Here is a 25195-nt window from a genome sequence, read left to right as displayed (position 1 = left end):
TCAGTAAAACCAGTGGAGCATCATAAGACTCTTGAGGGTAGACTGGTCCCAGCGCTGTTCATGGGAAATTTCAGCACCCAGATGCCAGTTTCGGCCCAGACGGACACTGCCCTCCACTCCTGCCGCGGCAGCATAGCCCTGATGCCCTGCACCAAACCCACCGTATTCACCAAAAGCCTGCCATTTGCTATGTTCAAAAAGCCTGAAAACCCACCCGGCCCGCACCACGCCCCCTAAAGCATAGCCTTCTTCCAGCCCTGTCCCTGCAAAAAAACGGGGCATCCCCATGAGATACCAAAGGCCATTACTCCCTCCGCCCCACGAAAAACCGGCTCCCCCGGCTACCCGCAGAAGTCTCCCCCGCTTTTCACCGGGCACCCCTTCCAGCCCAAGGCCCGCAGCCCATGACAGGGACGAAAAAAAACGATTTCTGGGAGATAGGGACATAATGTCTATAATTTCAAGCCTTTCCAGCTGCACACCTTCCCCCTCCGGTCCCAGCCGAAGGCTTGTCTCACCAAAAACAATACGGATTCCATCACTTTCGGGATAATCGGGATCCGTGAGATCCGTAAAAGCCGGCCGATAGGTAAGCTGCAAGGAACTTTTGCCATCATGGACCTGAACTCCTGCGCTCACCCGGGACGAGTTATGGAGATTGTCAGGCCGGACTGGCTCCTGTATAGGGGGCAGAACCTCACCGGTAACACCCAGCAGACTTCGTACCCGCAGGGTACGGATCAGAATTTTCTGATAGGCATCCTGATCCATTTTTCTTTTGACAAAACGATAACGGATGCAGTCAATGACCGTATCCAGTATGTGAATCGCTCTCTGGGCATCCAGTTCCAGAACAGTTTCTGGGGCCTCTTTGCCTTCCAGAATATCATAGGCCAGATCCTGATCCTTGCGATCCAGGTGGGCCAGCCTGTGCCGTATGATGGTTGCGCGGCTGGGCCGGTATTCTGCCTCCGCAATCAGTTCGGCCTTTTCCAGGGTACGAACCGTATCCACAGGAATTACCCACAGAGGAAAGCTCTCGGTCAGCCTCAGTCCTGAACGGGAAGCTTCCACAAGATAGAGCAGTGTGAAAGAACAGTTTTCATCAAAAAAATAGTAGTTGGAATAAATTCCCTCCATTTCGCGGATGTGCCTGACCATGGCATCCAACTCATGGGGTTCGAGATCCAGACGATATTCCCATATGTCCCGCTGATTGATCTCGCCATATTCCTGAATTTTTTTATAATACGGAAGGACATTGAAATAGCCCGGGTAGAGGCCGAAAATTCCCCTGAACGCAAAAAGAAGTCCATTGGTTTCATCAGTGAACGCCGAATAGTTAACGGCTTTATCCAAAACCCGTGAGGTATTATCCAGACGCAGGGTCATCAGGGTATGCCCGAACATGGATGCCGGACTGTTCATGAAGTAGGTGGGAAACACCAGACGGGCTGAGGTAGGGCTGATACCTTCAATATCAGGACAGACTGGCTCAGGAAACTCTGCGGAATCCGGCAGAAGCTGCTGGTACAGCCAGTGATACCGGGCGATATAGGGACACAGACTCTCCGCTTTGCCGGAGAAAAGAAACCGGATGGCCGCTCTCATTTCCTCCTGCGGATTGCGTCTGCCTTCCGGAGAAATAAAGAAGGCAGGATCATCTATGCGGCTTTTCACTCCCAGCCCCAATGGCCTGTGATAATGATACAGAACCTCCCAGTAGCGATGCTCGGCCAGCTTCAGCTCTTCTGCTTTCTGAACCAGGTTTTCCACCCTGCTCCCGGCAAAAACAACCGGAGGCCCCACCATAAAAGACAGAACCACCCACACCCACAGACGGGTTTTCTCCATGATCTGCAACAACTTGCCCCCCCGGAAAAAATACAGAAAAGTCCGGCCCCTCCGAAGAAGGAGAACCGGACTTTTCACTTCATGCACTCATCAGCGAAAAATCAGATCTGTGCAAGAAAACCCGTAATCTGGTCCACAACCTGGGTACCGGCCACGCTGCCATCCGGATAAATCTGATCAAAATTCATCTGCAGGGCAGCGTAGAAATCTCCCCTCAGATTTTCATCAATTTCAGCCAGTTCAGCCAACGCACCCAAGGTTTCTCCTTCACCCATGGCAATATCCACGGCAAGGGCATCCATGTTGTCCGCCACAAAGCGGTCCAACTGCTCGCGCTTGGCCAGATTAGCCGGCTTTTCACAACCGAGGGTACCGGAAGAGATACCAAAGGTCTGGTTACCGGAAGTGCCGTTGGTAGTGGCCGCCATAACTTCCCAAACAACCCCTCCTTTTTCCTGCATCATCATGGATCCCAGACCACAGCCCACATTATCCCGGTTAACGGCAAAAGCAGGGGCTGCCACAAACAAACCAATCAGAACGGCTGAAAAAATTCGCTTCACTATCGTATCCTTCCATTCACGTTTAAGGAATTGGGATCAAGAAACCTAATTTTCTTACCCCACAACAACAAAACGTTATCTCTGCAAGCCAACAACCTTTGCGGAAACCAATGAACAATAATCAGCTCAAAACCCAAAACGGGCCAGCGCCATTCAATCTAGCAGCTGGCCCATCATGTCTTGACCATTTATTATTTTACTTCATAAAACAGCCTGAAAGCAACCAGTTTTTTTTCCGTATACACATCACGCGTCTCATGGCCATCCATCAGCCCCAAATACGCCAGGCCTCGAAATAAACATCGGTCGCAACAGCTTTATCAGGATAAAATGCCCCACATCATTCTTCTGAAAACCGAAGGTAATGATACAGATCTTTTTCTTTTCCCGTCACCCTTTCCTGCATCAGCCGAAAATAAAGGACAGGATCGGGCAGTTCACCCAACGCTGCGGCAATGGCTGCCAGTTCAGCGGACGCCAGAAAAACCTGAGTGCCATCTCCCATGCGGTTTGGAAAATTCCGGGTCGACGTGGACAGAGCCGTAACTCCCGGAGCTATCCGGGCCTGGTTACCCATGCAAAGAGAGCAGCCCGGCATTTCCATACGAGCCCCCACTCTGCCCAGAACGCTGAACAGACCTTCCCTGCGGAGCTGATCCGCATCCATGCGGGTAGGCGGACAGACCCAGAGCCGGACAGGCAGATCCGCCTTGCCTTCCAGCAATGCAGCGGCTGCCCGGAAATGACCAATATGGGTCATACAGGATCCGATAAACACCTCCTGAAGATGAGTACCAGCCACATCGGACAGAAGCCTCACATCATCGGGATCATTGGGACAGGCCAGAATGGGTTCTGAAATGCTGTCCATATCAATCTCTATAACAGCCGCATATTCCGCATCCGTATCCGCCTCAAGTAACCAGGGACTGGCACACCACTGATCCATGGCATCGGCACGGCATTCAAGGGTCCTCGCATCGCCATAGCCTTCCCGTGCAAGCCTGCGAAGCAGCACGGCAGAAGACCGCATATAGGCCGCAACCTTTTCAGGCCGCAGACGGATACAACCAGCAGCAGCAGATCTTTCTGCAGAGGCATCCGTAAGCTCAAAAGCCTCTTCAACCTCCAGGTCATCAAGGCCTTCCATTTCCAGAATACGTCCGGAAAAAATATTCTTCTTGCCGCTTTTTTCTACGGTGAGCAGTCCCTCACGAATGGCAGCCAGAGGGATGGCATTCACCAGATCTCTCAAGGTAATACCCGGTTTTCTAGCTCCCCGAAAGCGCACCAGTACGGATTCCGGAACGTCCAGAGGCATGGCTCCCATGGCAGCCGCAAAGGCCACAAGACCGGAACCAGCAGGAAAACTCAGCCCCACGGGAAAACGGGTATGGGAGTCTCCCCCTGTGCCGAGGGTATCGGGAAGAATCATGCGGTTCAGCCACGAATGAATCACACCGTCTCCGGGATTCAAGGCCACACCACCCCTCTCCCTGATGAAGTCCGGCAGGGTTTCATGCATCCGTATATCCACGGGCCGTGGATAGGCGGCCGTATGGCAGAAACTCTGCATAACAAGGTCTGCACCAAATGTCAGACAGGCCAGTTCCGTCAGCTCATCCCGCGTCATGGGACCTGTGGTATCCTGGGATCCAACCGTAGTCATAACGGGTTCGCAGTACATTCCCGGACGCACGCCTTTCAGACCACAGGCTTTGCCAATGATTTTCTGAGCCTGGGTGTAACCTCGGCCGCTATCCTCGGGCTGAGGTGACTCGGCAAACACGGAGCCCGCCCCTTTCAGACCAATGGCAGAAGCAGCCTTTGCCGTCAGGCTGCGCCCCACAATAAGAGGGATACGGCCTCCGGCCCGGACCCCGTCCAGAAGAACCGGTGTTTTGAGTGTGAAATCACACAAAACCTTTCCATTCTCATCTTCTATACGCCCCTCATGGGGTCGGATGCGGATACGCTGTCCCATGGAAAGGCTGCTTACGTCACACTCAATGGGCAGGGCGCCTGAATCCTCCAGTGTATTAAAAAAGATCGGAGCAATCTTTCCGCCAACCACAACCCCTCCCTGCCTTTTATTCGGCACAAAGGGAATGTCTTCACCAATATGCCATAAGAGGGAGTTGGTCGCAGACTTCCGGGAAGATCCCGTTCCCACCACATCCCCCACAAAGGCCAGAGGAAGCCCGGCTTCCTTTAGCTTTTCAATCATTTCAAGAGGGTTATGCATTCTGGATGTCAGCATGCTCTTCGCATGAAGGGGAATATCCGGGCGGCTCCAGGCCTCACCCGCCGGTGAAAAATCATCGGTGTTGATTTCCCCATCCACCCTGAAAACAATGCAGTCCATAATCTCCGGCACAACCGGGCGGGCGGTAAACCATTCCGCCCAGGCCCAGGACTCCAGCACTCTCCGCGCATTGGGAAGATCTTCTGCCATTACGGCAATCTCATCAAAAACATCCAGCACGAGCAGGGTTTTCCCCAGAGCTTTTGCTGCCGCTTCTCCATGAATATCATGGGAAAGAAGCGCCATCAGATGCCTGACATTGTAACCTCCGCGCATGGTCCCCAAAAGTTCCACCGCCTCAGAAGGACTCAACAAGGGAGAAACCTTTGATCCAAAAGCAAGACCGGCCAGAAAGTCCGCCTTTACCCTGGCAGCAGGATCCACACCCGGAGATACCCTTTCCCGCATAAGGGAAAGCAGGAACTCACCTTCTCCCTCCGGCGGAGATTCCAACAGTACACACAATGATTCGGCCTGAGCAGCACTCAGAGCCAGCGGAGGAACACCCTCGGCAGCTCTTTCGGCCATATGACCCCGGTATTCACTGATCATGACATTCCTCTCATCCTTATTCTGTACCCGGAACAGCTCCGGCGGCTCCGGCAGCTTTTCATTCAGCACCCGTTGACAAGACGCTGAAACAAATCGTTACCCGTAAAACACTTATAAAGCAAACGGTTGGATCTGTTGCATGCTTTTGATTGTAAAGGAATTGTTTATAAACATTTACCATTCCCTTTCTTTTTTTAATCAGGCACTTTGTACCCAATCCAGTAAAGAGATTCAATCTCTTTCTCCTGCTCCGGAAACTGAAAAAGGTCGCAGAAGGGACCCACATCACCCGAAAGGCCCGAAGATACCCTGCCACCTGTCGAAGGGCCTAAAATATATGCAAAGATCCCTGTGATATGGCCCATTTGACCTGCCTTTCAGGATTTCTCACCTTGACAAAGTTCTGCTTTCTTATTAAGCAGACATACTTAAGAAGAAATGAATGGTTGCCCAATGGGGCAACTTCGGATCGCAAATCCATATAATTACTAACCCCCCCAGAAAAAAAAGGAGTAGAACGCATGTCCAATCTTGTAGCCCCCCATGGTGGAAAAGGCCTTACCTGCTGTCTTCTGGAAGGTGCGGCAAAAGAAGCCGAGCTGAAAAAAGCCGAAGGTCTCAAAAAAATCACCATCACCCCCCGTGAAGAAGGTGACCTGATCATGATGGGTATCGGTGGATTTTCCCCCCTTACCGGCTTCATGACCAAGGCTGACTGGAAAGGCGTTTGCGAAAACTTCCTTCTGGCAGACGGTACTTTCTGGCCCATCCCCGTAACCCTCTCCGCTGACAAAGCCGATGCCGAAACCATCAAGGACGGCGAAGAAGTTGCTCTGGTCACGGCTGGCGGAGAAATCATGGCTACCATGAAAGTAACCGAAAAATTCGAAATGACCGAAGCCAACAAGCGCTGGGAATGCGAAAAAGTATTCATGGGCGAAGGCACCAAGACCGCCGAAGAATTCTGGAAAATCGCCGAAGAAGATCACCCCGGCGTGCAGATGGTTATGGGACAGAAAGACTTCAACCTGGCTGGTCCTGTCAAGGTCCTTTCCGAAGGTATCTATCCCGAGCGTTATAAAGGTGTATATCTCTCCCCTGCACAGGCACGGGCCATCTTTGATGAGCGCGGCTGGAGCGATGTTGCTGCTCTGCAGCTGCGTAACCCCATGCACCGTTCCCACGAATACCTGGCTAAAATCGCTGTGGAAGTCTGTGACGGTGTGTTCATTCACTCCCTCGTTGGCAACCTGAAGCCCGGCGATATTCCTGCCCGCGTTCGTGTACGATGCATTGATACCCTCGTGGACAAGTACTTTGTCAAAGAAAACGTGGTACAGGGCGGCTACCCTCTGGATATGCGCTATGCCGGACCCCGTGAAGGCCTCCTGCATGCCACTTTCCGTCAGAACTATGGCGTATCCCGCATGATCATCGGCCGTGACCACGCTGGTGTTGGCGACTTCTACGGTATGTTCGAAGCCCAGACCATCTTTGACAAAATCCCCTACCCTGCCGAAGATGGCAAGGCACTGAAGTGCACCCCGCTGAAAATCGACTGGACCTTCTACTGCACCAAGTGCGACGGCATGGCTTCTCTGCGCACCTGCCCCCACGGCAAAGAAGACCGCGTTATCCTTTCCGGTACCATGCTGCGCAAAGGCCTTTCCGAAGGTGCGCCCATTGCCGATCACTTTGGTCGCGACGAAGTTCTCGACATCCTGCGTGAATACTATGCAGGCCTGACCGAAAAAGTAGAAATCAAAACCCACTCCGCTGCAACGGGTGCTGGCCAGTAACAAAAAATCCCCATCCACTACGGGTGGAGGTGTGATGATGCAAAAGAAGGGGTACGGACAAATTTCGTACCCCTTCTCCTTTTCAATCCTCGCTGCACGAACCTGGGTCTGCATGACGTGTCAGGCCAGAGCACGGTCCACAACTTCACGGATATCCGAAGAAAGCCCTTCTTTTTTGCGAATATGCATCAAAGCTTTTTTCATTTCCGACCGCCATGGCTCCTCAAAGGTTTTCCAGGCATTCAGGATGCTGACCATACGGGATCCCACCTGCGGGTTCAACCCATCCAGCTCCAGAACACGCTCCGCCAGAAATGCATAACCCGCACCATCTTTCCGGTGAAACCGAAATGGGTTTCCCGATGCAAAAGCACCGATGAGCGCCCTTACTTTATTGGGGTTTTTCATGGAAAAGAGGGGGTGCCCCATCAGCTCTTCCACCCTGGCCAGAGTATTTTCCCTACGGGAAAGGGCCTGAACCTGAAACCACTTATCCATCACCAAAGCATCCTGGGCAAACTCCCTTTCGAAATCAAGCAGCATTCTCCGGCTTCCCTCTTCATGAAAATGAGCTGCCAGCTGCAGGGCTGCCATGCGGTCTGTCATACAGGAAGCCTCTTCCGCAGCCCTTTCCACCCACCCAAAACCCGTATCCGGAAAGCGGGACAACCAGAAAAGAGACAGATTTTTCAACCTTCTTTTCGATACATCGGCAGCCCTGAACACATAGGCCCCCTGTGTCCTGCAGGCGTACCATGTCCTTTCCCACAAAGTTTTCAAGGGCCTGGCAAGAGCATCCAGAAAAAACTCCCGCACCTCATGAACCATCAGGGGATTTACGGCAATCTTTTCAGCGGCCAGCAGATGGTACAGCTCTCCTTCCGATGGCATGTTCAGTATTTCCGCCGCGAGGGCCGGGTCCTGATCCGCATTCTCAAGGACTGCCTGAAAAGCGGCAATCACATCCTCCGGCACCACCATGGATCGTCCCGCCCTGTGATCTTCCACCAGCTGCCGAAAGGTTCTTTCCACCAGCATACGCCCCGCTTCCCAGCGGTTAAAGGGATCCGAATCCCAGGCAAGCAGCACAGCCAGTTCTTCGGTATTCAGCGGAATTCGGAGCCGGACTGGGGCGGAAAACCCCCGTAACAAAGAAGGCACAACGGGCAGCGAGACACCGTCAAAGACAAAACTCTCCTCCTTGCTCCGCAGGACCAGAAGAAATTCTTTATCCTTTTTTCCCCTATAATCCAGCAGAACCTGTTCACCGGAGCGGGAGAAAAAAGCCGTTCGTATGGGGATCACCATGGGTTTTTTGTTTTTCTGACCCGGTGTATCGGGAATGTCCTGCCGCAGGTGCAGGGTGAGGCGTCCCTTTCCTTCATCCCAATCTGTCGTTACATGGAGCACCGGAGTTCCTGCCTGGGCATACCACAGGCGGAAAAGTGAAAGATCCGCCCCAGAAGCATCTTCCATGGCCGCCACAAAATCTTCACAGGTAACAGCTTTGCCATCATGCCTTGCAAAATACAGATCCATTCCACTACGAAAATTTTCCGGCCCGGTCAGGGTATGAATCATACGGATCAGCTCAGCCCCCTTATCGTACACCGTTGCCGTATAAAAATTATTCATCTCCAGATAAGCTTCCGGACGGACCGAATGGGCCATGGGGCCTGCATCTTCGGGGAACTGCCGCGCCCTGAGACTACGGACATCCTGAATCCGCTTTACCGAAGCAGACTGCATGTCTGCTGTGAACTGCTGATCCCTGAATACGGTGAGCCCTTCTTTCAGGGACAGCTGAAACCAGTTTTTCACCGTTACGCGGTTACCGGTCCAGTTATGAAAATATTCATGGGCAATGACACTTTCTATGCCCTCAAAATCCCCATCCGTTGCCGTTTCCGGCCGGGCCAGGACGTATTTGCTGTTAAAAATATTGAGACCCTTATTTTCCATCGCCCCCATATTGAAATCATTGGTGGCCACAATCATGTACATATCCAGATCATAGGACAGACCAAAAACATCCTCGTCCCACGTCATGGCCTTTTTCAAAGAAACCATGGCATGCTCGCACTGATTTGCATTTTCATGCTCCGTATAAATTGCAAGCTGTACATCCCTGCCATCGGCAGTCCGAAAAAAATCTTTCTGACAGGCGAGGTCGCCCGCCACCAGCGCAAAAAGATAGGAAGGCTTGGGAAAAGGGTCCTCCCAGCATACGGCATGACGATTCCCCGGGAGAGTTTCATTTTTCACCGGATTACCGTTGGACAGAAGAACGGGAAACAGGCTTCTGTCCGCCTCAATGCGGACATGGAAGGGGGCCATGACATCGGGCCGGTCCGGATAAAAGGTTATTTTCCGAAACCCTTCGGCCTCACACTGGGTACAGAGCATGCTCCCCGCCCGGTACAAACCTTCCAGTGCGGTATTGGTATCCGGAAAAATTCGTACCTTTGTCACAAGCTCAAAGGAAACCGGCACATCAAAAAAGGTCACACCCTGACCATCCTGCAAAAACTCCCTTGGTGCCAGCAACCGACCGTCCAGCCATATTCCCAGAATTTCCAGATCTTCTCCGTGGAGGAAAAGGGGGGCCTGCACATCTCCGTCCTGCCGTCTCTCCATCACAAGCCGGGCTGTCACGTCTACGAATGTCCCATGGATAGAGACATCCAGCCCGGTTGACTTCAGCTCAAAATCAAAGGGGCGGTAGTCTTTCAGATAATGCATCTCTGCGGTCTCAGCCATCAACACTCCTTTCAGAAAAAGTTCTGAACATGATGTGGTTGCAGAACATCATACTGGCGCTGCGAAAATATTACAAACCTTCCGCCAGCTCACCAATAAAGCAACCGGAAGAAGAACCGGAAGATGGTTCATTTTTATTCAGACAACGGGTAATGGTCACGTCCAGACTGTTTATGGTATGATTGCCAAAGCTGTCCAGAACCTCTGCACGCAGGGTATAGGGTCCGCATTTTTCATAGACATAACCAATCATGGGTAACCCATATGGCCCTTGATAACCTTTTCCGTCTCCCATATCCCAACGGACGGAAAGAAGTTCAATGCCTTCGGTATCGGAAGAATACCCTACTTCAAAGCGGCTCATTTCCATCTGATTTTCATGCTTTTCAGATACATCCTCTATCATCATATCCGGCTTATCCAAGGCCCAGCTGAATATTTTTCCCAGAAAGGCCTCCCTTGCCATAGCCCCGGTATCATTGTTCATTCCCTCCAGGCCCATGGCAGATGCCACCAAAATCCCCGGTTGAATAAGAGCAGGTTTTTCAAGGGTCAGCAGGCCCTTTGAAATCTGTGCTAAATAACCATTTCCCACTGCAGTTCTGCCGGGGTAGCGTACAATACCTTCACTGAACTCATCCATATTTCCATGATTGGAAGCTCCGTCTCCACCATCCCGCAGATCCAGAAAAACATCCCTGAATGCAGGAGGTACATTTTCAGCAACTATCACATAAGAATCCGGCAACTGCCCTCCCGTAACGCTTTCCGAAATAACCCTGACATTGAATCGGCTGTACAAGAAAGACGTGTTCGCCAGAACCCGGGAAAACATATTCTGCCCCATGGCAATGACCAGACCACCATCATTGACGTACTCCATCAGACGGTCCAAGTCTCCACCCACAAGGGTCGACTTGCTGCTGTCTCCGGAAAAAAGGAGTACGGCCTCATAGGCTGCCAGTACAGCCGCCTCCGGAAGCTGTACATTTTTTAAGTCCGGGTTCACATCCAGTACATCGCAGGTTTTCCCAAGGGCATGGAGAGCATCTGTATAATAGTCTCTGTAATTTTTCAGATTGCCATCAAAGGAACTGCCGTCCATATCCAGAAGAAGAACTTTTGAACCGCTGCCCCGGGCTTCCTGAACCCTTGCCCATACGGGAAAATGAACCCGGTGCGTGTCACTTTCCAACAGAACATATCCCTGATGATCTCCCACAGAACCCTTTCCTTCAAAGCGCACATTGATGGAAGCCGTACCAAAGGCTGGCAGGGTAAGGGATAGAGGCTCCCCATGAAAACCGTCCAGAGGACGGACGGCATCAAAGCCATCTCCCGTATAAACAGTGCTGATATGATAGGTTTTTGCTTCCGGGAGAATGCTTCGGAGAGAAAGGGAAAGTGTTTTTTCTCCCTCCTTCTCCACAACCCCGAAACCAAGGGACGGGGGTGTGAGAATAACTCCTGGATCCGCAGCCTTCGACAGATCCACCCTGCCCGCTCCCATGTCCAGAGGCTGAGCCGGTTTTCCATCGTGGGTGTAGATATCCATAAATCTAGCCGTGGACATCAGAGCCGATTTAATATCCTCATTGGACCATAAAGGGTAACGCTGTTTTAAAAGGGCTGCAGCTCCGGCAATATGGGGGGCAGCCATGGATGTTCCAGAAGCCTGACCAAAACCAAAATGTTTTTCTTCACCCTCTGCAAGGGGTCCATATCCCTGAGAAAGAATATTCACACCGGGAGCCATGATATCCGGTTTCAGCGTATACCCGACTCCGGGTCCGCGACTGCTGAAATCAGCAACTTCATCGGCACGGTTACCCAGCTGATAGGGTGTAAAATCAAAAATCAATTCAGATCTCTCCTGATAACTGTCATACCAGCTCTCAAGGGCCTTTCCATGAGTCTCCCCCGTAAAAACAGCAAAGGCGCCTACTTCATCACAGTTTTCCATATAACAGGAAAGATCACGAATCTCGTCGCCATTATTGTTATAGATCACCACAAAATCAGCACCAGCCCTGTACGCATTCAGAACTTTGTCATCGAAATTGCACCCTCCCCTTCTTACCACAGTGGCCAACCCCTCAAAGGGCTTACCGTCAAAGGGTTCACAGGCGGTCACATTATCCGGCTCCACACTGGCAGCTGTTTTGAAAAAATAGCTGCTGCGGGAGCCAAGAGAAGGAATCTTCCCGTAATCTGAAATTCCAACCTCAAGCTTCAGGTATTCTCCCGGAACAGGTAAAGGTCCGGCTATGGCAAGGCTTCCGCCGGCAATGCTGCCACCGGTTGTACTGGCCGCAACACTGATATATTCTTCGGAAGGATGATCCGCAGTCCCTCTATACGGCCCGCTGTTTCCTGCAGACATCACCACAAAAACCCCAGCCCGCCACGCGTTCAGTAAAGCCGTATCCAAAGGATCATATGCACCACCCGTACTGAAAGGCCCCGTACCCCAGGAACAATTCACCACATCTGCCCCGTCCCTCACCATATCCTCCAGTGCGGCAATACCTTCGGGAGTCTCGAAGGTCATTTTACCCTCCCGGCTCAGATAGAAGACTTTATAGCTCATAACCCAGGCAGCAGGTGCCACCCCACTGATTTCAAAAATCCTCCCAAGAAAAGCTGCCTGAACAGGATTCCCAGCAGCCGTTCCTGCCGTATGCACCCCATGGGAATCACCTTCAGGACCGGGCCATGGCTCCATATCCCCGGCAGCAGGGGGATCTCCAGGCCGGTAATAAACCCTTGACGCAATAATTTTTCCATTGTTGTTTGCCTTCAATCCCAACCCGCCACGGGGATAACCTGCCGGATAAGAAAAACCTGCCGGATCAAACATGGGGGCATTTTTATGAACACCGCCATCCATGCTGGCAACCCGGATACCCCTGCCAGCCTTCCATTTACCTCCAATGACCGGGTGTTCCCAAAGGACAGGGGCATGAATAAGATCCAGACTTTTATACATGGAAGGAGAGTAGGATTGTACCGGATAAACGGCTTTCACGCCCGGTACTCCTTTCAGCCTTTCCATAAGGCTATCCGTATCTTCCCCATTGGTTTCTACGGTAAAACCGTTAAAAACAATACTGTACCGATGCTCCCGCATACGGTTTTCCTCATCCCGGAAAACTGCCAGCCTCAGCCCGGATACGGCCGTTCTCATACTGCTCAAAACCTTATCCTGGCGGGCTTCCATGGCAGACAGGTGCCTCCGGGTTTCTGCCTGCTGAAAATCCAGCCGTTCCTTTGCCATAAAACTGGAATTCTGGTCGTTCCGCCAGACAAGGGGTGTTTCTTCCAGTTCCACAATCAGCCGAGTGCTGGCTGCCCCAACCATGGATGGCAAGAGGAAACAGATCCACAAAATCAGACAGCCCAAACTACTGGAAAAAATACTCCGCCCCGTATTCCTGTGCATACACATGCCTCCACTGTATCAAGCATCAGACCCATCAGCAGAAATTCAATCATTCCAAACTACAATTAGGATATTGCACTCTACCATTTTTTTTTGAGCAATCCTCCTATGGACCGCAGCACATAATGCAGGTGCAGAATATGAGAACAGGACATCCTCTTTTCCCTTCCTTTTTTGGAACCTGTTAAAAAAAAAGGCCACCTGTTTCCCCCTTTCGTGAGAAAAACGCCCTACCCCGTCCATAAAAGTATGCCCTCTTTGCAGAATGATATGGAACGGCTGACCGATGATGGATTCTGTACCCTCCATGAATCGTTACAGCCCATTATCCATCAAGCCTTTCATGGAGGCACAAAAGCATCCGGGATACGGGAGTCCGGTGACGCCGGTCATGGTTTCAACAGAAGATGACAAACCAGAATCCTCCCAAAGCAGGGGCAGACCCCATCATCTGCTCACTCCCCGAGTCCGGAGGAACCGTTTTATCTTGTACGTCTGCAAAAGGCCATCTTTCAAAACACGTCCTGAAAAACACCCTGACCCAATGCACCTGACTGTTCATCAGCAATGAATATGAAGGACACCGTGCAGCCCGAGAAGCTGTGTTTCCATGCTACTTTATCAGAAATTTCTTTCCATTTCTGTTATAAAAAACAAAGTCTCTGCATCCTGCTTCGGGGTACTCTCCCATACCACCGGGGATGGGGCCACAGAAAAGGCAGACCCTATGGACATCCGTCAATGGAAGGTGAACCATGTCTCGCGGTTATCCTGCTGACCATTTCACACTTCAGCCCGTAAGGCTGGAGCATCTGGAGCAGTTCAATGAACTCCTCAAATACGTTTTTCAGGTCACAAGCCATGACCTGCAGGAAGTGGGCTATGAAAAAGGTGAGCTCATAAGAGCCAAGCGTCCCATCCTCAGAAAAGCCGATGTCATCGGCTGGTTTGACCGGGAAAAACTCATTTCCCAGCTGGCCATCTACCCCTGTGAAGTGAATATACGGGGAACGATATTTGCCATGGGATACCTCACCGGCGTTGGCACCTATCCCGAATATGCCAGCATGGGACTGATGAGCCGGCTTCTGAAAAAGGGCCTGGAAATGATGCGGGCCAACGGTCAATGGATATCCTACCTTTTCCCCTATTCCATTCCCTATTACCGGCGCAAGGGATGGGAAATCATATCCGATAAAATGTCTTTCAGCCTGAGGGACACCCAGCTCCCGTCAAAAGCAGAGACAAAAGGGTTCGTCAAAAGACAGAGTCTGAACCATGAGGATATCATTCATACCTACGACAGATTTGCCAGAACCACCCATGGAGCTTTGATCAGGGATGATCTGGCATGGGAAGAGTACTGGCGCTGGGAAAATGAAGAAGAGCACTTTGCCGCCCTTTATTACAATTCAGACAAAGAGCCCACAGGGTGCCTGTTCTACAGAATTGCTGAAGACATTTTTCACATCAAAGAAATGTTTTATCTGAATCAGGAGGCCAGAAAAGGATTATGGAACTATATCTCCGCGCACTTTTCCATGATAGAAGAAGTCAAAGGTTTTTCCTATAAAGACGAACCCATAGCCTTTCTTCTGGAAGACAGCGAAATAACGGAAACTATCCAGCCCTATATCATGGCCCGCATAGTAGATCTTGAAAAGTTTCTTCTGGCCTGCCCCTTTGCCAATCCTCCAGTTACGGATTTCCATTTCGTTGTTGAGGATTCTGTGCTGGAATGGAACCGGGGCGTTTTCGGCATCTCCTTTGACAGAAATGAGAACCTGTGCCTGTCCAGAGAGCCCCTGGGACAACCGGTCCACACAGATATCCAGACCTTGACCACCATGCTCATGGGCTACAAGCGCCCCTCCTATCTGGCAAGTATTGAACGTCTCCGAACGGACCCCAGAACACTACGCTCTCTGGAACAGCTCATTCCCCAGGCAGCACCTTATTTTTCGGATTATTTTTAAAAAAACCGAAGCAAATCAATTTATCTGACCCTGCTCTGACGGCGGCATGCAACCGGCCTTCGGCAGGCATTACCTTTTTTTCACTGCTCCCGGGCCTGCACCTCTTGGGGCATCCGGGCCTTCATAAGGGCCTAACCCCACCGGATACCGAACCAACAAAAAAAAGCGGCTTCCGCTCCATGGCGGAAACCACTTTCATAATCCAGAGCCTATCTATAACAGGAATTCTTACACCGAATAATCTACCACACGCCGCTCCTCCAGAACACCCTGCAAAAATGCCAACACCTTCTGATGATCGGGATGCTGCACATAACGGGTAAAAGCGGCTTCATCATCAAATTCCGTAATCAAGGAAATATGACTGCTGTGACCTGTTTTCAGAACATCCACACCCACCTCAAGAAAGCGGATATCCGATATTTTTTGCGGCAGTGCTTCCAGCATATCCCTGAGTTCACCAACATTGGCCTCAAGGCTCAGGCCCCGTGCCTTTTCTTTCAGACGAAACAGCACTATATGCTTGAACATGGCTCTCTCCTTATTATGCATCCATCCGGGGAAACGTTTTATGTTTCAGAATACCAGCACCGGGTTGCCTGAAGAAAGGGTTTTATTGAGAGGTGGGATAAAATCCGGAAAGGTTGGCAAAAAACAAAGTGAGGGAAATGAGATGATCAGACAGACTACCCGGCACGCTGGTTTCCGCCGCTGCCAATAGCAACGGGACCCCTTCTGGGGTTCTGGGTCAAGTACAATGCAAATAAAGTACCACAACAACCTCCCACACCCCAAAAAAACCCTTGCCTTTCTGAAAAAAACATCAGGCCTCAAAAAAACCCTACAAAACAAATAATTATACCCCCGATTCCCGAGCAGACATTCCTCAGACAGCCCTAAAGCAAACCCTTCCCTTCTGCCGCCCTTCACCGCCGCACCGTCTCTTTGTAAAAAAAACGGTCCATTTTCCGATAAAAAAACCATCTGTCCGGAAAAGAGGAAAACAGGCCGCCATAACGGACAGATCATAATGGCTTCAACGTTCGGCCGTATTTTTTCAGCAATGCATAAAAATGAGATTTGGAAAGACCGGAAGCCGCCATCATTTCCTGCGGACTGCCGTCGGTTTTACGGATGAGAATATCCAGATACAGGGCTTCCATTTCAGCCTTGAAATCCTTCAAAGGCGGCAGATTCCCCCGAAGGGAATGGGGAATATCACAAGACAGGGCTCCTCCTCCGGGTACAGATACATCCAGCGCAACATTCTCAGCCTCCGCCCCTTCCCCCAGAGCAGCCCGCATAACCTGAATACGAATCTCGCGAGGCAGATCCATGGCATAGATAGTTTTATTTTCACCCGATACTATACAAGCAACCTCCAGAACATTGAACAGCTCCCTCACATTTCCCGGCCAGGGGTAAGCCAGAAGTACTTCCACAAAATCCGGGGCCATTTCTTTCATGGGCATACCGGACCCCTTGCAAAGCTTTCTGATATGCTGACGGGACAAGGAGCGAATATCTTCCACTCCCCGGTGACGTAAAGGAGGCAGCTTCAGAGAAATGGTCCAGAGACGAAAAAGGAGATCCTGACGAAAGGTTCCCCTTTCAGCCATTTCCTGAAGATTCCGGTTAGTGGCAGCAATAAGACGAAAATCCGATGCCAGTTCACGGGTTTCGCCCACAGGACGAAAACGTTTTTCCTGCAGCACGCGCAAAAAGGACTTCTGAATGGAAAGGGGCATATCCCCCACCTCATCCAAAAAAAGGGTTCCGCCGTCGGCCAGCTTCACAAGCCCGATACGGTCGCTTTCCGCACCGGTAAAAGCCCCTTTTTTATGTCCAAAAAGGGTGGATTCCAAAAGGGTTTCCGTAATGGATGCACAATCCACCACCACAAACTCCCCTTTGGCCCGGTTACTGTTCTCATGGATAGTGCGGGCGAACAGCTCCTTGCCCGTACCTGTTTCGCCTGTGATCAACACTCTGGAATCACTGCGGGCTGCCTGAGCCAGAAGACCGTAGCACTCCTTCATGGCAGGCCCTTCTCCCACAACGGAGCTGAGATTCAGCGGCTCAGGCTCCCTTGCCTGCTGCTTTTCGCTTCTGTAGCGAAGGGCCCTGTCCAGACTTAAGCGAGTCTGTTTAACGGAAAAAGGTTTTACCAGATAATCCCATACACCGGCAGCAATGGCGAGCTCGGCACCATCGGGGTCACCAAGACCCGTCAGGATAATCACCTCCGGCCCTCCAGAGGAAGTCCGGATCCTCGGAATGGCATCCAATCCATTGCCATCGGGCAGGTGCACATCCAAAAAAACCACGTCCGCAGGATTTTCCGCTAGAAAAGCAAGCCCTTCCCTCAGCGTGTACGCCGCATGAAACCCATAGTCCATTCTCCCTATCAGGCTGGCCATGGTGTCACAAAAATCCACATCATCATCAATCACAAGAATACGTGCCACGGATATTCCTTTCAGTGGAGCCTGACATCCAGTGCACTCCGAATTACACGATTCAGGGAATCACGACTATAAGGTTTAGAAATAACAGCACAAATATTATCTATCGGCTGAAAGGTTTCCGCCATTCCACCACCCGTCACCAGAATCACGGGAAGATCCGGATGCATGGAGTGTAAATGGGCGGCAAATTGAAGGCCATCACTTCCCGGCATATCATAATCCGTCAGCACAAGGTGGAATCTTTTTTCCGATGACTCCATGCGGGAAAGAGCTTCGTCGGCATTGGCAGCTACCACTACCCGGTATCCAAGCCCCTGAAGAATTCTCGGAACGGTTTCACGCTGATCCGGGTCATCCTCCACAAAAAGAAGGCGCTCATTCCCTTCCGCAACACTCTCCAAAAGGGAAGCACAGGATGCAGACCCCTTTCCCTCAAGGGGAAGATAGACATCGAATACGGTTTTTTCCGACGGAACACTGCTAACCTGAACAACCCCTCCATGGGCTCTGACAATGCCGTGTACCATGGAAAGCCCCAGACCGCTCCCGCCCCCTTTTTCCCTTGTGGTGAAAAAAGGATCAAAAATCTTATCCAGAACAACGGAATCGATACCCGGCCCGTTATCGGCTACCGTAAGCCTTGCAAACAAACCAGGAGGCAGCCCCAGGGCCATGGCGCTCGTATCATCAAGGGCTAAAGAGGTCAAAGCTATTTCCAGCACACCGGGCAGCATTCCCATGGCCTGCAGGGCATTGGTACACAGATTCATCAGTACCTGATGAATCTGTGTAGGATCGGCCATGCAGACAAGGGCTTGCTCAGCACAAAAATTCTCCTCCAGGCGAATGTGCCCGGGAACGGATGTACGCAGAAGGTCCAGCCCTTCCTGAATAACCGGCCGTAAATCCACACACTGGAATTCTTCTTTTCCGGGACGACTGAAGGCCAGAATTTTTTTAATCATTCCACTGCCCCGTTCTCCGGCGCGGAGGACCCTTTCCAGATCCCTTCTTCCCATACTGCCCTCTTCCAGATCCTCCATGGCCAGCTCAGCGGAATTGATAATAGAAGTAAGAATATTATTAAAATCATGGGCAATACCACCAGAAAGCCTTCCGAGCGCCTCCATTTTCTGGCTCTGCAGCAACTGCCGCTCCAGAGTCACCTTCTGCGTGATATCCTCCGCACAGCTCAAAACACCATTGGCCACACCATCCGCACCAATCAGGGGAACCTTGTTGATTTCCAGCCACACCTTGCGTCCCCGTCCATCCTGAATTCTGCATTTAAAACGGTAGACTGGCTCCTGCAGCTGCACGGCCCTCTCTCCCCTTTCCATCAGCATGGCGGCATCATCTTTATCCGGCAGCAGCTCAAAAAGGGTTTTTCCTATCACCCTCGGCCCGTTTTCCAAACCGAAAAACCCCGCACTACTGCGGTTCATCCCCATGATACGCAGCTCACGGTCCTGCCAGAAAACCAGTTGGGGAATATTATCCAGCACCAGCCAAAGCCGCTGGCGGGATTCCATAAGGGCCATTTCCGCCCGCCTGCGCTTGGTGATATCTTCCGCAATACCCTCCACATGCACCATCCTGCCTTCGGTATCATAGACGGCACGGGCATTCAAAGCGGCCCATCGCTTCTTTCTGTCACGGGTATAAAAGGCCAGCTCAAAACCGGCCACTTCTCTGCCGGACAACAATATTTCCCAAAAGACTTTACGGTTTTCAGGATCCACATAATGGAATTCCAGAAGACCTCCGGTTTTCTCAAGAGCCTCACCCTCCGTGCCGTACCCGAGAATCCGGGCAAAGGCCCTGTTCATATGGGTCAACCGCCCCTCAGGATTGGCAATAAAAAGGCCTTTGGATACGTTTTCAAAAATACTTCTGTACCGTTCTTCAGCAATGCATAAATTCTCCTGGGCTGTCTTGATGTCATGTACATCGTTGATCACCCCCACCAGGCCAAGAATTTCCCCCCTGGCATTGAGATAGGTCGCCTTGGTCAGAATCACATGACGGTAAACTCCGGAGGCATCATATATGCGGTTCTCATACACCCGAACGCCGGGATCCCGAAACAGGGCATCATCCACCTCATCACTGAGTCGCACGGGATGCCGACCCTGCAATACGGCATCTCCCTTATCCACGATATTACGCACCTGTACACCGAACCACTGCTCAAAACTGTTATTGCAACCCAGAAAACGAGCCCCTTTATCCTTAAAATAAATGGGAATGGGGATGGTATTCATTAAAATTTTCAGAAAAGACAGCTGGTCCTTTATTTTTTCCTCGACCACCCTGCGTCTTGCAATGTTCAGTACAAGAAGAATGAGAACACCGGCAAGCAGAGCCATGCTTCCCATGATTGTCCAGAAAACCTCCCGGTTCAGTTCATAAAAATGCCTGGGCTCATTAATAAAATGGCTTCCGTCCGGCAAGAGTGCCGAACGGATGCCCCAACGCTGCAAAGCCAGATAATCAAAAAGCAAAATATAAGGATCTTCTGTAATCACAGGAATTTTTTCAGGAAGCATGCCGTCAAGAACCTGCACAAGCATCTCACCAGCCATTTTTCCATGGCGGGATCCGCTGGTCAGCTGTCCTCCCACTGCTCCGGAACCCATAAGAAACTCCCAGAAAGTAAATACCGGAACACTGGCATTTTGACAGATACGCTCCAGAATATCATCCGCACTGTAATAAGTTCCTTGAAGATACTCATAATATGGCACATAAAAAATAAAGGTATCCTCAGGCAAACGCCCCACAGCATCGATGGCAACCTCCATATCAAGGTCAGACCAGTACTCAATATCCAGTCTGTCCTCAAAAAGATGAGCCACCTGACGGATAACGGCCATGGTGGCTCCTCCCGTAAAAGACTCATCTCCCACCACCACCATACGTCTGGCAGAAGGCCGGAATCGGAGCGCCAGTTCCACATTCTCCACCACACTGAAGCTTTCCGCCACACCGGTGATGGCGGGAATCCCCTCTATCCGATGGGGCTGATAATCATTAACCCCGCAGAAGACTATGGGAATTCCAGGAAAAAGCAGATCTCTGTGTTCCAGTATAAAATCAAAGGCATAGTCATCTGCTGCAACTACAGCATCGATGGAAAGGTCACCATATTTATACGCATACAGATCCATCAAGTAAGGACGAAGGCCGGGATCCGGATAACGTTTCGTATCCATGTATTCCACATGCAGCTCAACGGCATAGGACGTTTCCTGCAGCACATCCCGTACTCCCTGCAGCAGGGTGTCAGACCAGACATAGCCATCTTCATAGGAATTCAGATACACCACCCTCTTTTTCAATCTTTCGTCCGCACCTGCCGCAGCGGAAAGCAGCAAAACAGACAACATGATTCCCATCAGAAACAGGCGGCTCGTGTTTTTTACAGTCATCATAATTTTCACTCACCCAAAATATGCCATTCAGCAACCCATGTCACAACACTGTACAAGAAACAATCTTTTCCCGGAACACAAAGTTCCCATGAAAAAACATTCCACAGGCAGAGGGGAAACACCGCAAGCATGACAGGAGGGGCACAGTCCGGTTTTTTCTTTTGTATTTTCAACTGAAACCCGATATCATAAAGACTCTTCCATAATGAATGAGTGACAATCATGCAAGGATATCCGTAAAAAACCTCCCCCTGGGTCATACTTTCCAGCCATTGAAAGCCCGGCCAGACGGATAAAAAGGACAAAATCCTCAAAAAAGGCTATTTGCGGCCCGACACAAAACGCTGTTTACTCGCCAAAGACAGCGGAGTTGACCTGCTCTACCAGTCCAAATCCTAAAAAGAAGAATACTGAATCCGATTTTCCGGACACCATTTCTACAAGTTTTTGAAACAAACACCAAAATCTGTTCAACAATGCCAAACACAAACCCTTCTCACGGAATTCCATTCCTGTTTTTCAGACCCGGCAACCTTCACACTTGCCGAAACGGCTTAGCACTTAAGTATAAAGAATTGAAATAAAAAGAATTAAAGACAATGGCACAATTATCGCTAAGTCTTGGAACGGATACCACTCCGGGCGAGACATCGTCCGAAAAACAAACGGCGTTTCACAGTCTCGGGACTCCCCCCTTCCCCGTCCCGGACATCCCGGAGTGATCCTTTACCATTCATGTCAGGGACTCACCCGAAATCCCTGCACTTATTTTTATCAAGGAGGCCTGTGATGTCCATTGGAATGCTTGCTTTGATTGCTTTTGTACCCATTGCCCTTGTTCTGGTGCTGATGGTCGGTATGCGCTGGCCTGCCACCAAGGCCATGCCCCTCGCCTGGCTCGTCTGTGCCCTGCTGGGCATGACCGTATGGAACATGGATTTCGGGTTTTTAGCCGCCTCAACCCTTGCCGGTTTCGGCAGCGCCATCAACGTGCTCATCATTGTTTTCGGTGCCATTGTCATTCTGTATACCATGCAGGTCAGCGGGGCCATGGAAACCATCAGCTACGGCTTCATGGGCATATCCCCGGACAGACGCATCCAGACCATCATCATTGCTTTTATGTTCGGTGCTTTTATTGAAGGCTCTGCAGGTTTCGGAACTCCGGCTGCCCTTGCAGCCCCTCTGCTTCTGGGCTTAGGCTTCCCCGCCCTTGCAGCAGTCTGTGTTGCCCTGGTATCCAACTCCATCCCCGTCACCTTCGGAGCCGTGGGTACTCCTGTATGGTTTGGCATGATGACCCTGGAAACTCCCGTAAATGCCGCCATTGCCGCCGGTGAAAACATCGGTTTTACAAGCTTTAACGGCTTTCTCATGAATGTCGGCCAATGGGCCGCTGTCATGCATGCCATTGTGGCCCTTGGCTTCCTGGTTTTCCTTGTGTGTTTTCTTACCCGTTTTTTCGGCAAAAACAAATCCTGGAAAGAAGGCCTTGGTGCCTGGAAATTTGCCCTTTTTGCCTCCATTGCCTTCAACGTGCCCTATCTGCTGACAGCCTTCTTTGTGGGTGTGGAATTCCCCTCTCTCATCGGCGGGCTTGTGGGTCTTGGCATCGTAATCACCGCAGCCAAAAAAGGGCTTTTCATGCCGGATACAAACTGGGACTTCGGTGAGCGCAGCTCCTGGGACAAGGAGTGGATGGGTGAAATCGAAGTGGGCTCCAAAGATCTCAAACCCCACATGAGCCAGTTCATGGCATGGCTGCCCTATATTATTATTGCGGTACTTCTGGTCCTCACCCGTATAGGAAGCCTGCCCTTTAAAGGTATTGTTACCTCGTTCAAGATCAGTTTTCCCCAGATCCTTGGCTATGAAACCGTCAACTTCACCATGACGCCTTTCTATCTGCCCGGCGTTATCCCCTTTATGCTCGTTGCTCTGATCACCATCTTCCTGCATAAAATCCCTGCGGCCAAAGCGGCTCAGGCATGGAAAGACAGCTTCATCCGCCTGAAAAATCCAACCATCGCCATGCTCTTTGCCGTGGCTCTGGTGGAAATCATGCGGCAATCCGGCAATAATGCCATGGGCTACCACTCCATGCCCCTTTCCATGGCCACGGCCGTAGCTGCCATTGCAGGCCAGAGCTGGCCCTTCTTTGCCGCCTATGTGGGTGCGCTTGGTGCTTTCATCACAGGTTCCGCCACCGTTTCCGACCTGCTCTTCTCCGATTTCCAGTACGGACTAGCCACCACCATCGGTGCCAGCCGGGAGATCGTTATGGGCCTGCAGGGTGTGGGTGCGGCCATGGGCAACATGATCTGTGTCCATAACGTTGTGGCCGCCTCTGCCACCGTCGGCCTTGTGGGCGTGGAAGGCCTGATCATCCGTCGTACCGTCATCCCCATGGCCCTCTACGGCGTCATTGTTGGTACATTGGGCCTGCTTTTTGCTTACATTCTTTTCCCGGCCACTTTCTAAGATAAAACGGCCACAGCTTTCGGATTGCCCTGTCCAGCCCGAAAGCGAGAGTATCTGCCTTACGTTTCCTTTTCATAGAAAGTGCCGGGTTCCGTCGTTTCCCGGAACCCGGCACTTCTTCTGATTTCACAGACCTTCGGATGCCCTGCATCCTTTACTCTTATGGAGAAACCCCATGAAAAAGAATTCCCTGGTGGGTGCCTTTAAAGAACTCCTTGGCGCAGAGAATGTCATGGAGAGCGAAACCGACCGTATGAACTATGCCTATGATGCGGCTGTTCTGGCTCCGGTTTTGCCCGGTCTGGTGGTCCGGCCCCGGAAAACCGAAGACATCAGCGGCATTTTGCGGCTTTGCAATGAAAATGGTATTCCGGTAACCGTTCGGGGAGCCGGCACCAACTTAAGTGGAGGCACCATCCCTTCCATGGGCGGTCTTGTCATGCTCACCAACGGACTGCAGCGCATCATTGAAATCAATGAAGCAGACATGTACGCCATTGTGGAGCCCGGCGTAATCACAGCCCAGCTGGCAACAGAAGTAGCGGGCAAAGGCCTTTTTTACCCTCCCGATCCCGGCAGCCAGGCCGTTTCCACCATTGGCGGCAACGTTGCGGAAAACGCAGGAGGCCTGCGGGGCCTGAAGTACGGTGTAACCAAAGACTATGTCATGGGCATGGAATTTTATGATGCAGGAGGTACCCTTGTCCGGGCTGGCTCCAAAACCGTTAAATGCGTCAGCGGCTTTAACCTTGCCGGACTCATGACTGCCAGCGAAGGCTGTTTTGGAGTGTACAGCCAGCTGACCCTGAAGCTGGTGCCACCGCCTGCAGCGGCTAAATCCATGATGGCCATCTACGATTCCGTAGATAAGGCAGCCGAAACCGTCGCTGCCATCATTGCCGCTAAAATCATTCCCTGTACGCTGGAATTCATGGACAACTTCACTATCCGCACCGTAGAGGACTTTGCCAAGGCCGGTCTGCCTACGGATGCCAAAGCTCTTCTTCTCATTGAGGTAGACGGCCATCCCGCACAGGTTGCCGAAGAAGCGGATCAGGTGGAGACCATTTGCAGGGCCAATGGAGCCACCCGCATTCAAGTGGCCCAGACCGCAGAGGAAAAAAACAAGGTGTGGGAAGCGAGAAGGGCAGCCCTTTCCTCCCTGGCCAAACTCAGACCCACCACCGTACTGGAAGATGCCACCGTTCCCAGAAGCCGGATTCCGGATATGGTTCGCGGTTTGGACGCCATTGCGGAAAGGCACAAACTCACCATCGGCACCTTCGGCCATGCCGGAGACGGCAACCTGCACCCCACCATACTCTGCGACAAGCGGGACAGGGAAGAGTGGCACCGCGTTGAAAAGGGCATTGAAGAAATCTTCGAGCTGGCCCTGGGAATGGGCGGCACCCTTTCCGGTGAGCATGGTATCGGCCTTGCCAAAGCAGGTTTCATGGAAAAAGAAGTGGGAAGGGGTTCCATGGAATTTTCCAGAAAAATCAAACGTGCCGTGGACCCGAAAAATATCCTCAACCCCGGCAAGATTATCGGAGGCTGATAT

12 protein-coding genes are annotated in these 25195 nt (G+C 51.4%); 4 read left to right on the top strand and 8 right to left on the bottom strand.

The genetic code is table 11. The annotated features are described in order from the left end of the window. The 3 genes from OOT00_RS01330 to acnB form a co-directional block, all read right to left on the bottom strand. A complete protein-coding gene (locus OOT00_RS01330) occupies window positions 1–1866 on the bottom strand; it encodes an Lnb N-terminal periplasmic domain-containing protein (protein ID WP_265423486.1) in 1866 nt (621 codons plus the stop codon). An 89-nt stretch (window positions 1867–1955) separates the two neighbouring features. Continuing rightward, window positions 1956–2417: a DUF3015 family protein gene (locus tag OOT00_RS01325; RefSeq protein WP_265423485.1), complete on the bottom strand. Its 462-nt coding sequence runs from the start codon at window positions 2415–2417 to the stop codon at window positions 1956–1958. Window positions 2418–2757: 340 nt separating this feature from the next. Beyond that, on the bottom strand, window positions 2758–5274 hold the full coding sequence (gene acnB / locus OOT00_RS01320; protein ID WP_265423484.1) for a bifunctional aconitate hydratase 2/2-methylisocitrate dehydratase: 2517 nt from the start codon (window positions 5272–5274) through the stop codon (window positions 2758–2760). A 521-nt stretch (window positions 5275–5795) separates the two neighbouring features. Here acnB and sat point away from each other — a divergent pair. Beyond that, window positions 5796–7073: a sulfate adenylyltransferase gene (gene sat / locus OOT00_RS01315; RefSeq protein ID WP_265423483.1), complete on the top strand. Its 1278-nt coding sequence runs from the start codon at window positions 5796–5798 to the stop codon at window positions 7071–7073. A 120-nt stretch (window positions 7074–7193) separates the two neighbouring features. On the opposite strand, the gene pepN is transcribed toward sat, so the two are convergent. Both pepN and OOT00_RS01305 read right to left on the bottom strand, forming a co-directional pair. Then, window positions 7194–9833, bottom strand: a complete 2640-nt coding sequence (gene pepN, locus OOT00_RS01310; protein ID WP_265423482.1) for an aminopeptidase N — start codon at window positions 9831–9833, stop codon at window positions 7194–7196. Window positions 9834–9903: 70 nt separating this feature from the next. After that, a complete protein-coding gene (locus tag OOT00_RS01305; RefSeq protein ID WP_303649735.1) occupies window positions 9904–13275 on the bottom strand; it encodes a S8 family serine peptidase in 3372 nt (1123 codons plus the stop codon). 755 nt (window positions 13276–14030) lie between these two features. Here OOT00_RS01305 and OOT00_RS01300 point away from each other — a divergent pair. After that, window positions 14031–15251 (top strand): GNAT family N-acetyltransferase, encoded by a 1221-nt coding sequence (locus tag OOT00_RS01300; RefSeq protein WP_265423481.1) that lies wholly within the window; start codon window positions 14031–14033, stop codon window positions 15249–15251. A gap of 228 nt (window positions 15252–15479) precedes the next feature. Here the strand turns inward: OOT00_RS01300 and OOT00_RS01295 are convergent, their stop codons facing one another. From OOT00_RS01295 to OOT00_RS01285, 3 genes are all read right to left on the bottom strand, one after another. After that, complete coding sequence (locus OOT00_RS01295) at window positions 15480–15782, bottom strand: Dabb family protein (RefSeq protein WP_265423480.1); 303 nt, start codon at window positions 15780–15782, stop codon at window positions 15480–15482. 494 nt (window positions 15783–16276) lie between these two features. Continuing rightward, window positions 16277–17719: a sigma-54-dependent transcriptional regulator gene (locus OOT00_RS01290; protein ID WP_265423479.1), complete on the bottom strand. Its 1443-nt coding sequence runs from the start codon at window positions 17717–17719 to the stop codon at window positions 16277–16279. An 11-nt stretch (window positions 17720–17730) separates the two neighbouring features. Beyond that, entirely contained in the window at window positions 17731–21153 is a 3423-nt protein-coding gene (locus tag OOT00_RS01285; RefSeq protein WP_265423478.1) for an ABC transporter substrate binding protein, read from the bottom strand. Window positions 21154–21942: 789 nt separating this feature from the next. Between OOT00_RS01285 and OOT00_RS01280 the strand changes: the two genes are divergently transcribed. Next, window positions 21943–23634: an L-lactate permease gene (locus OOT00_RS01280; RefSeq protein ID WP_265423477.1), complete on the top strand. Its 1692-nt coding sequence runs from the start codon at window positions 21943–21945 to the stop codon at window positions 23632–23634. A gap of 175 nt (window positions 23635–23809) precedes the next feature. Next, window positions 23810–25192 (top strand): FAD-linked oxidase C-terminal domain-containing protein, encoded by a 1383-nt coding sequence (locus OOT00_RS01275; protein WP_265423476.1) that lies wholly within the window; start codon window positions 23810–23812, stop codon window positions 25190–25192. Window positions 25193–25195: the final 3 nt, after the last annotated feature.

The organism is Desulfobotulus pelophilus, assembly GCF_026155325.1.
Lineage (GTDB): Bacteria > Desulfobacterota > Desulfobacteria > Desulfobacterales > ASO4-4 > Desulfobotulus > Desulfobotulus pelophilus.
This window is presented reverse-complemented; position numbering and strand designations above follow the sequence as displayed.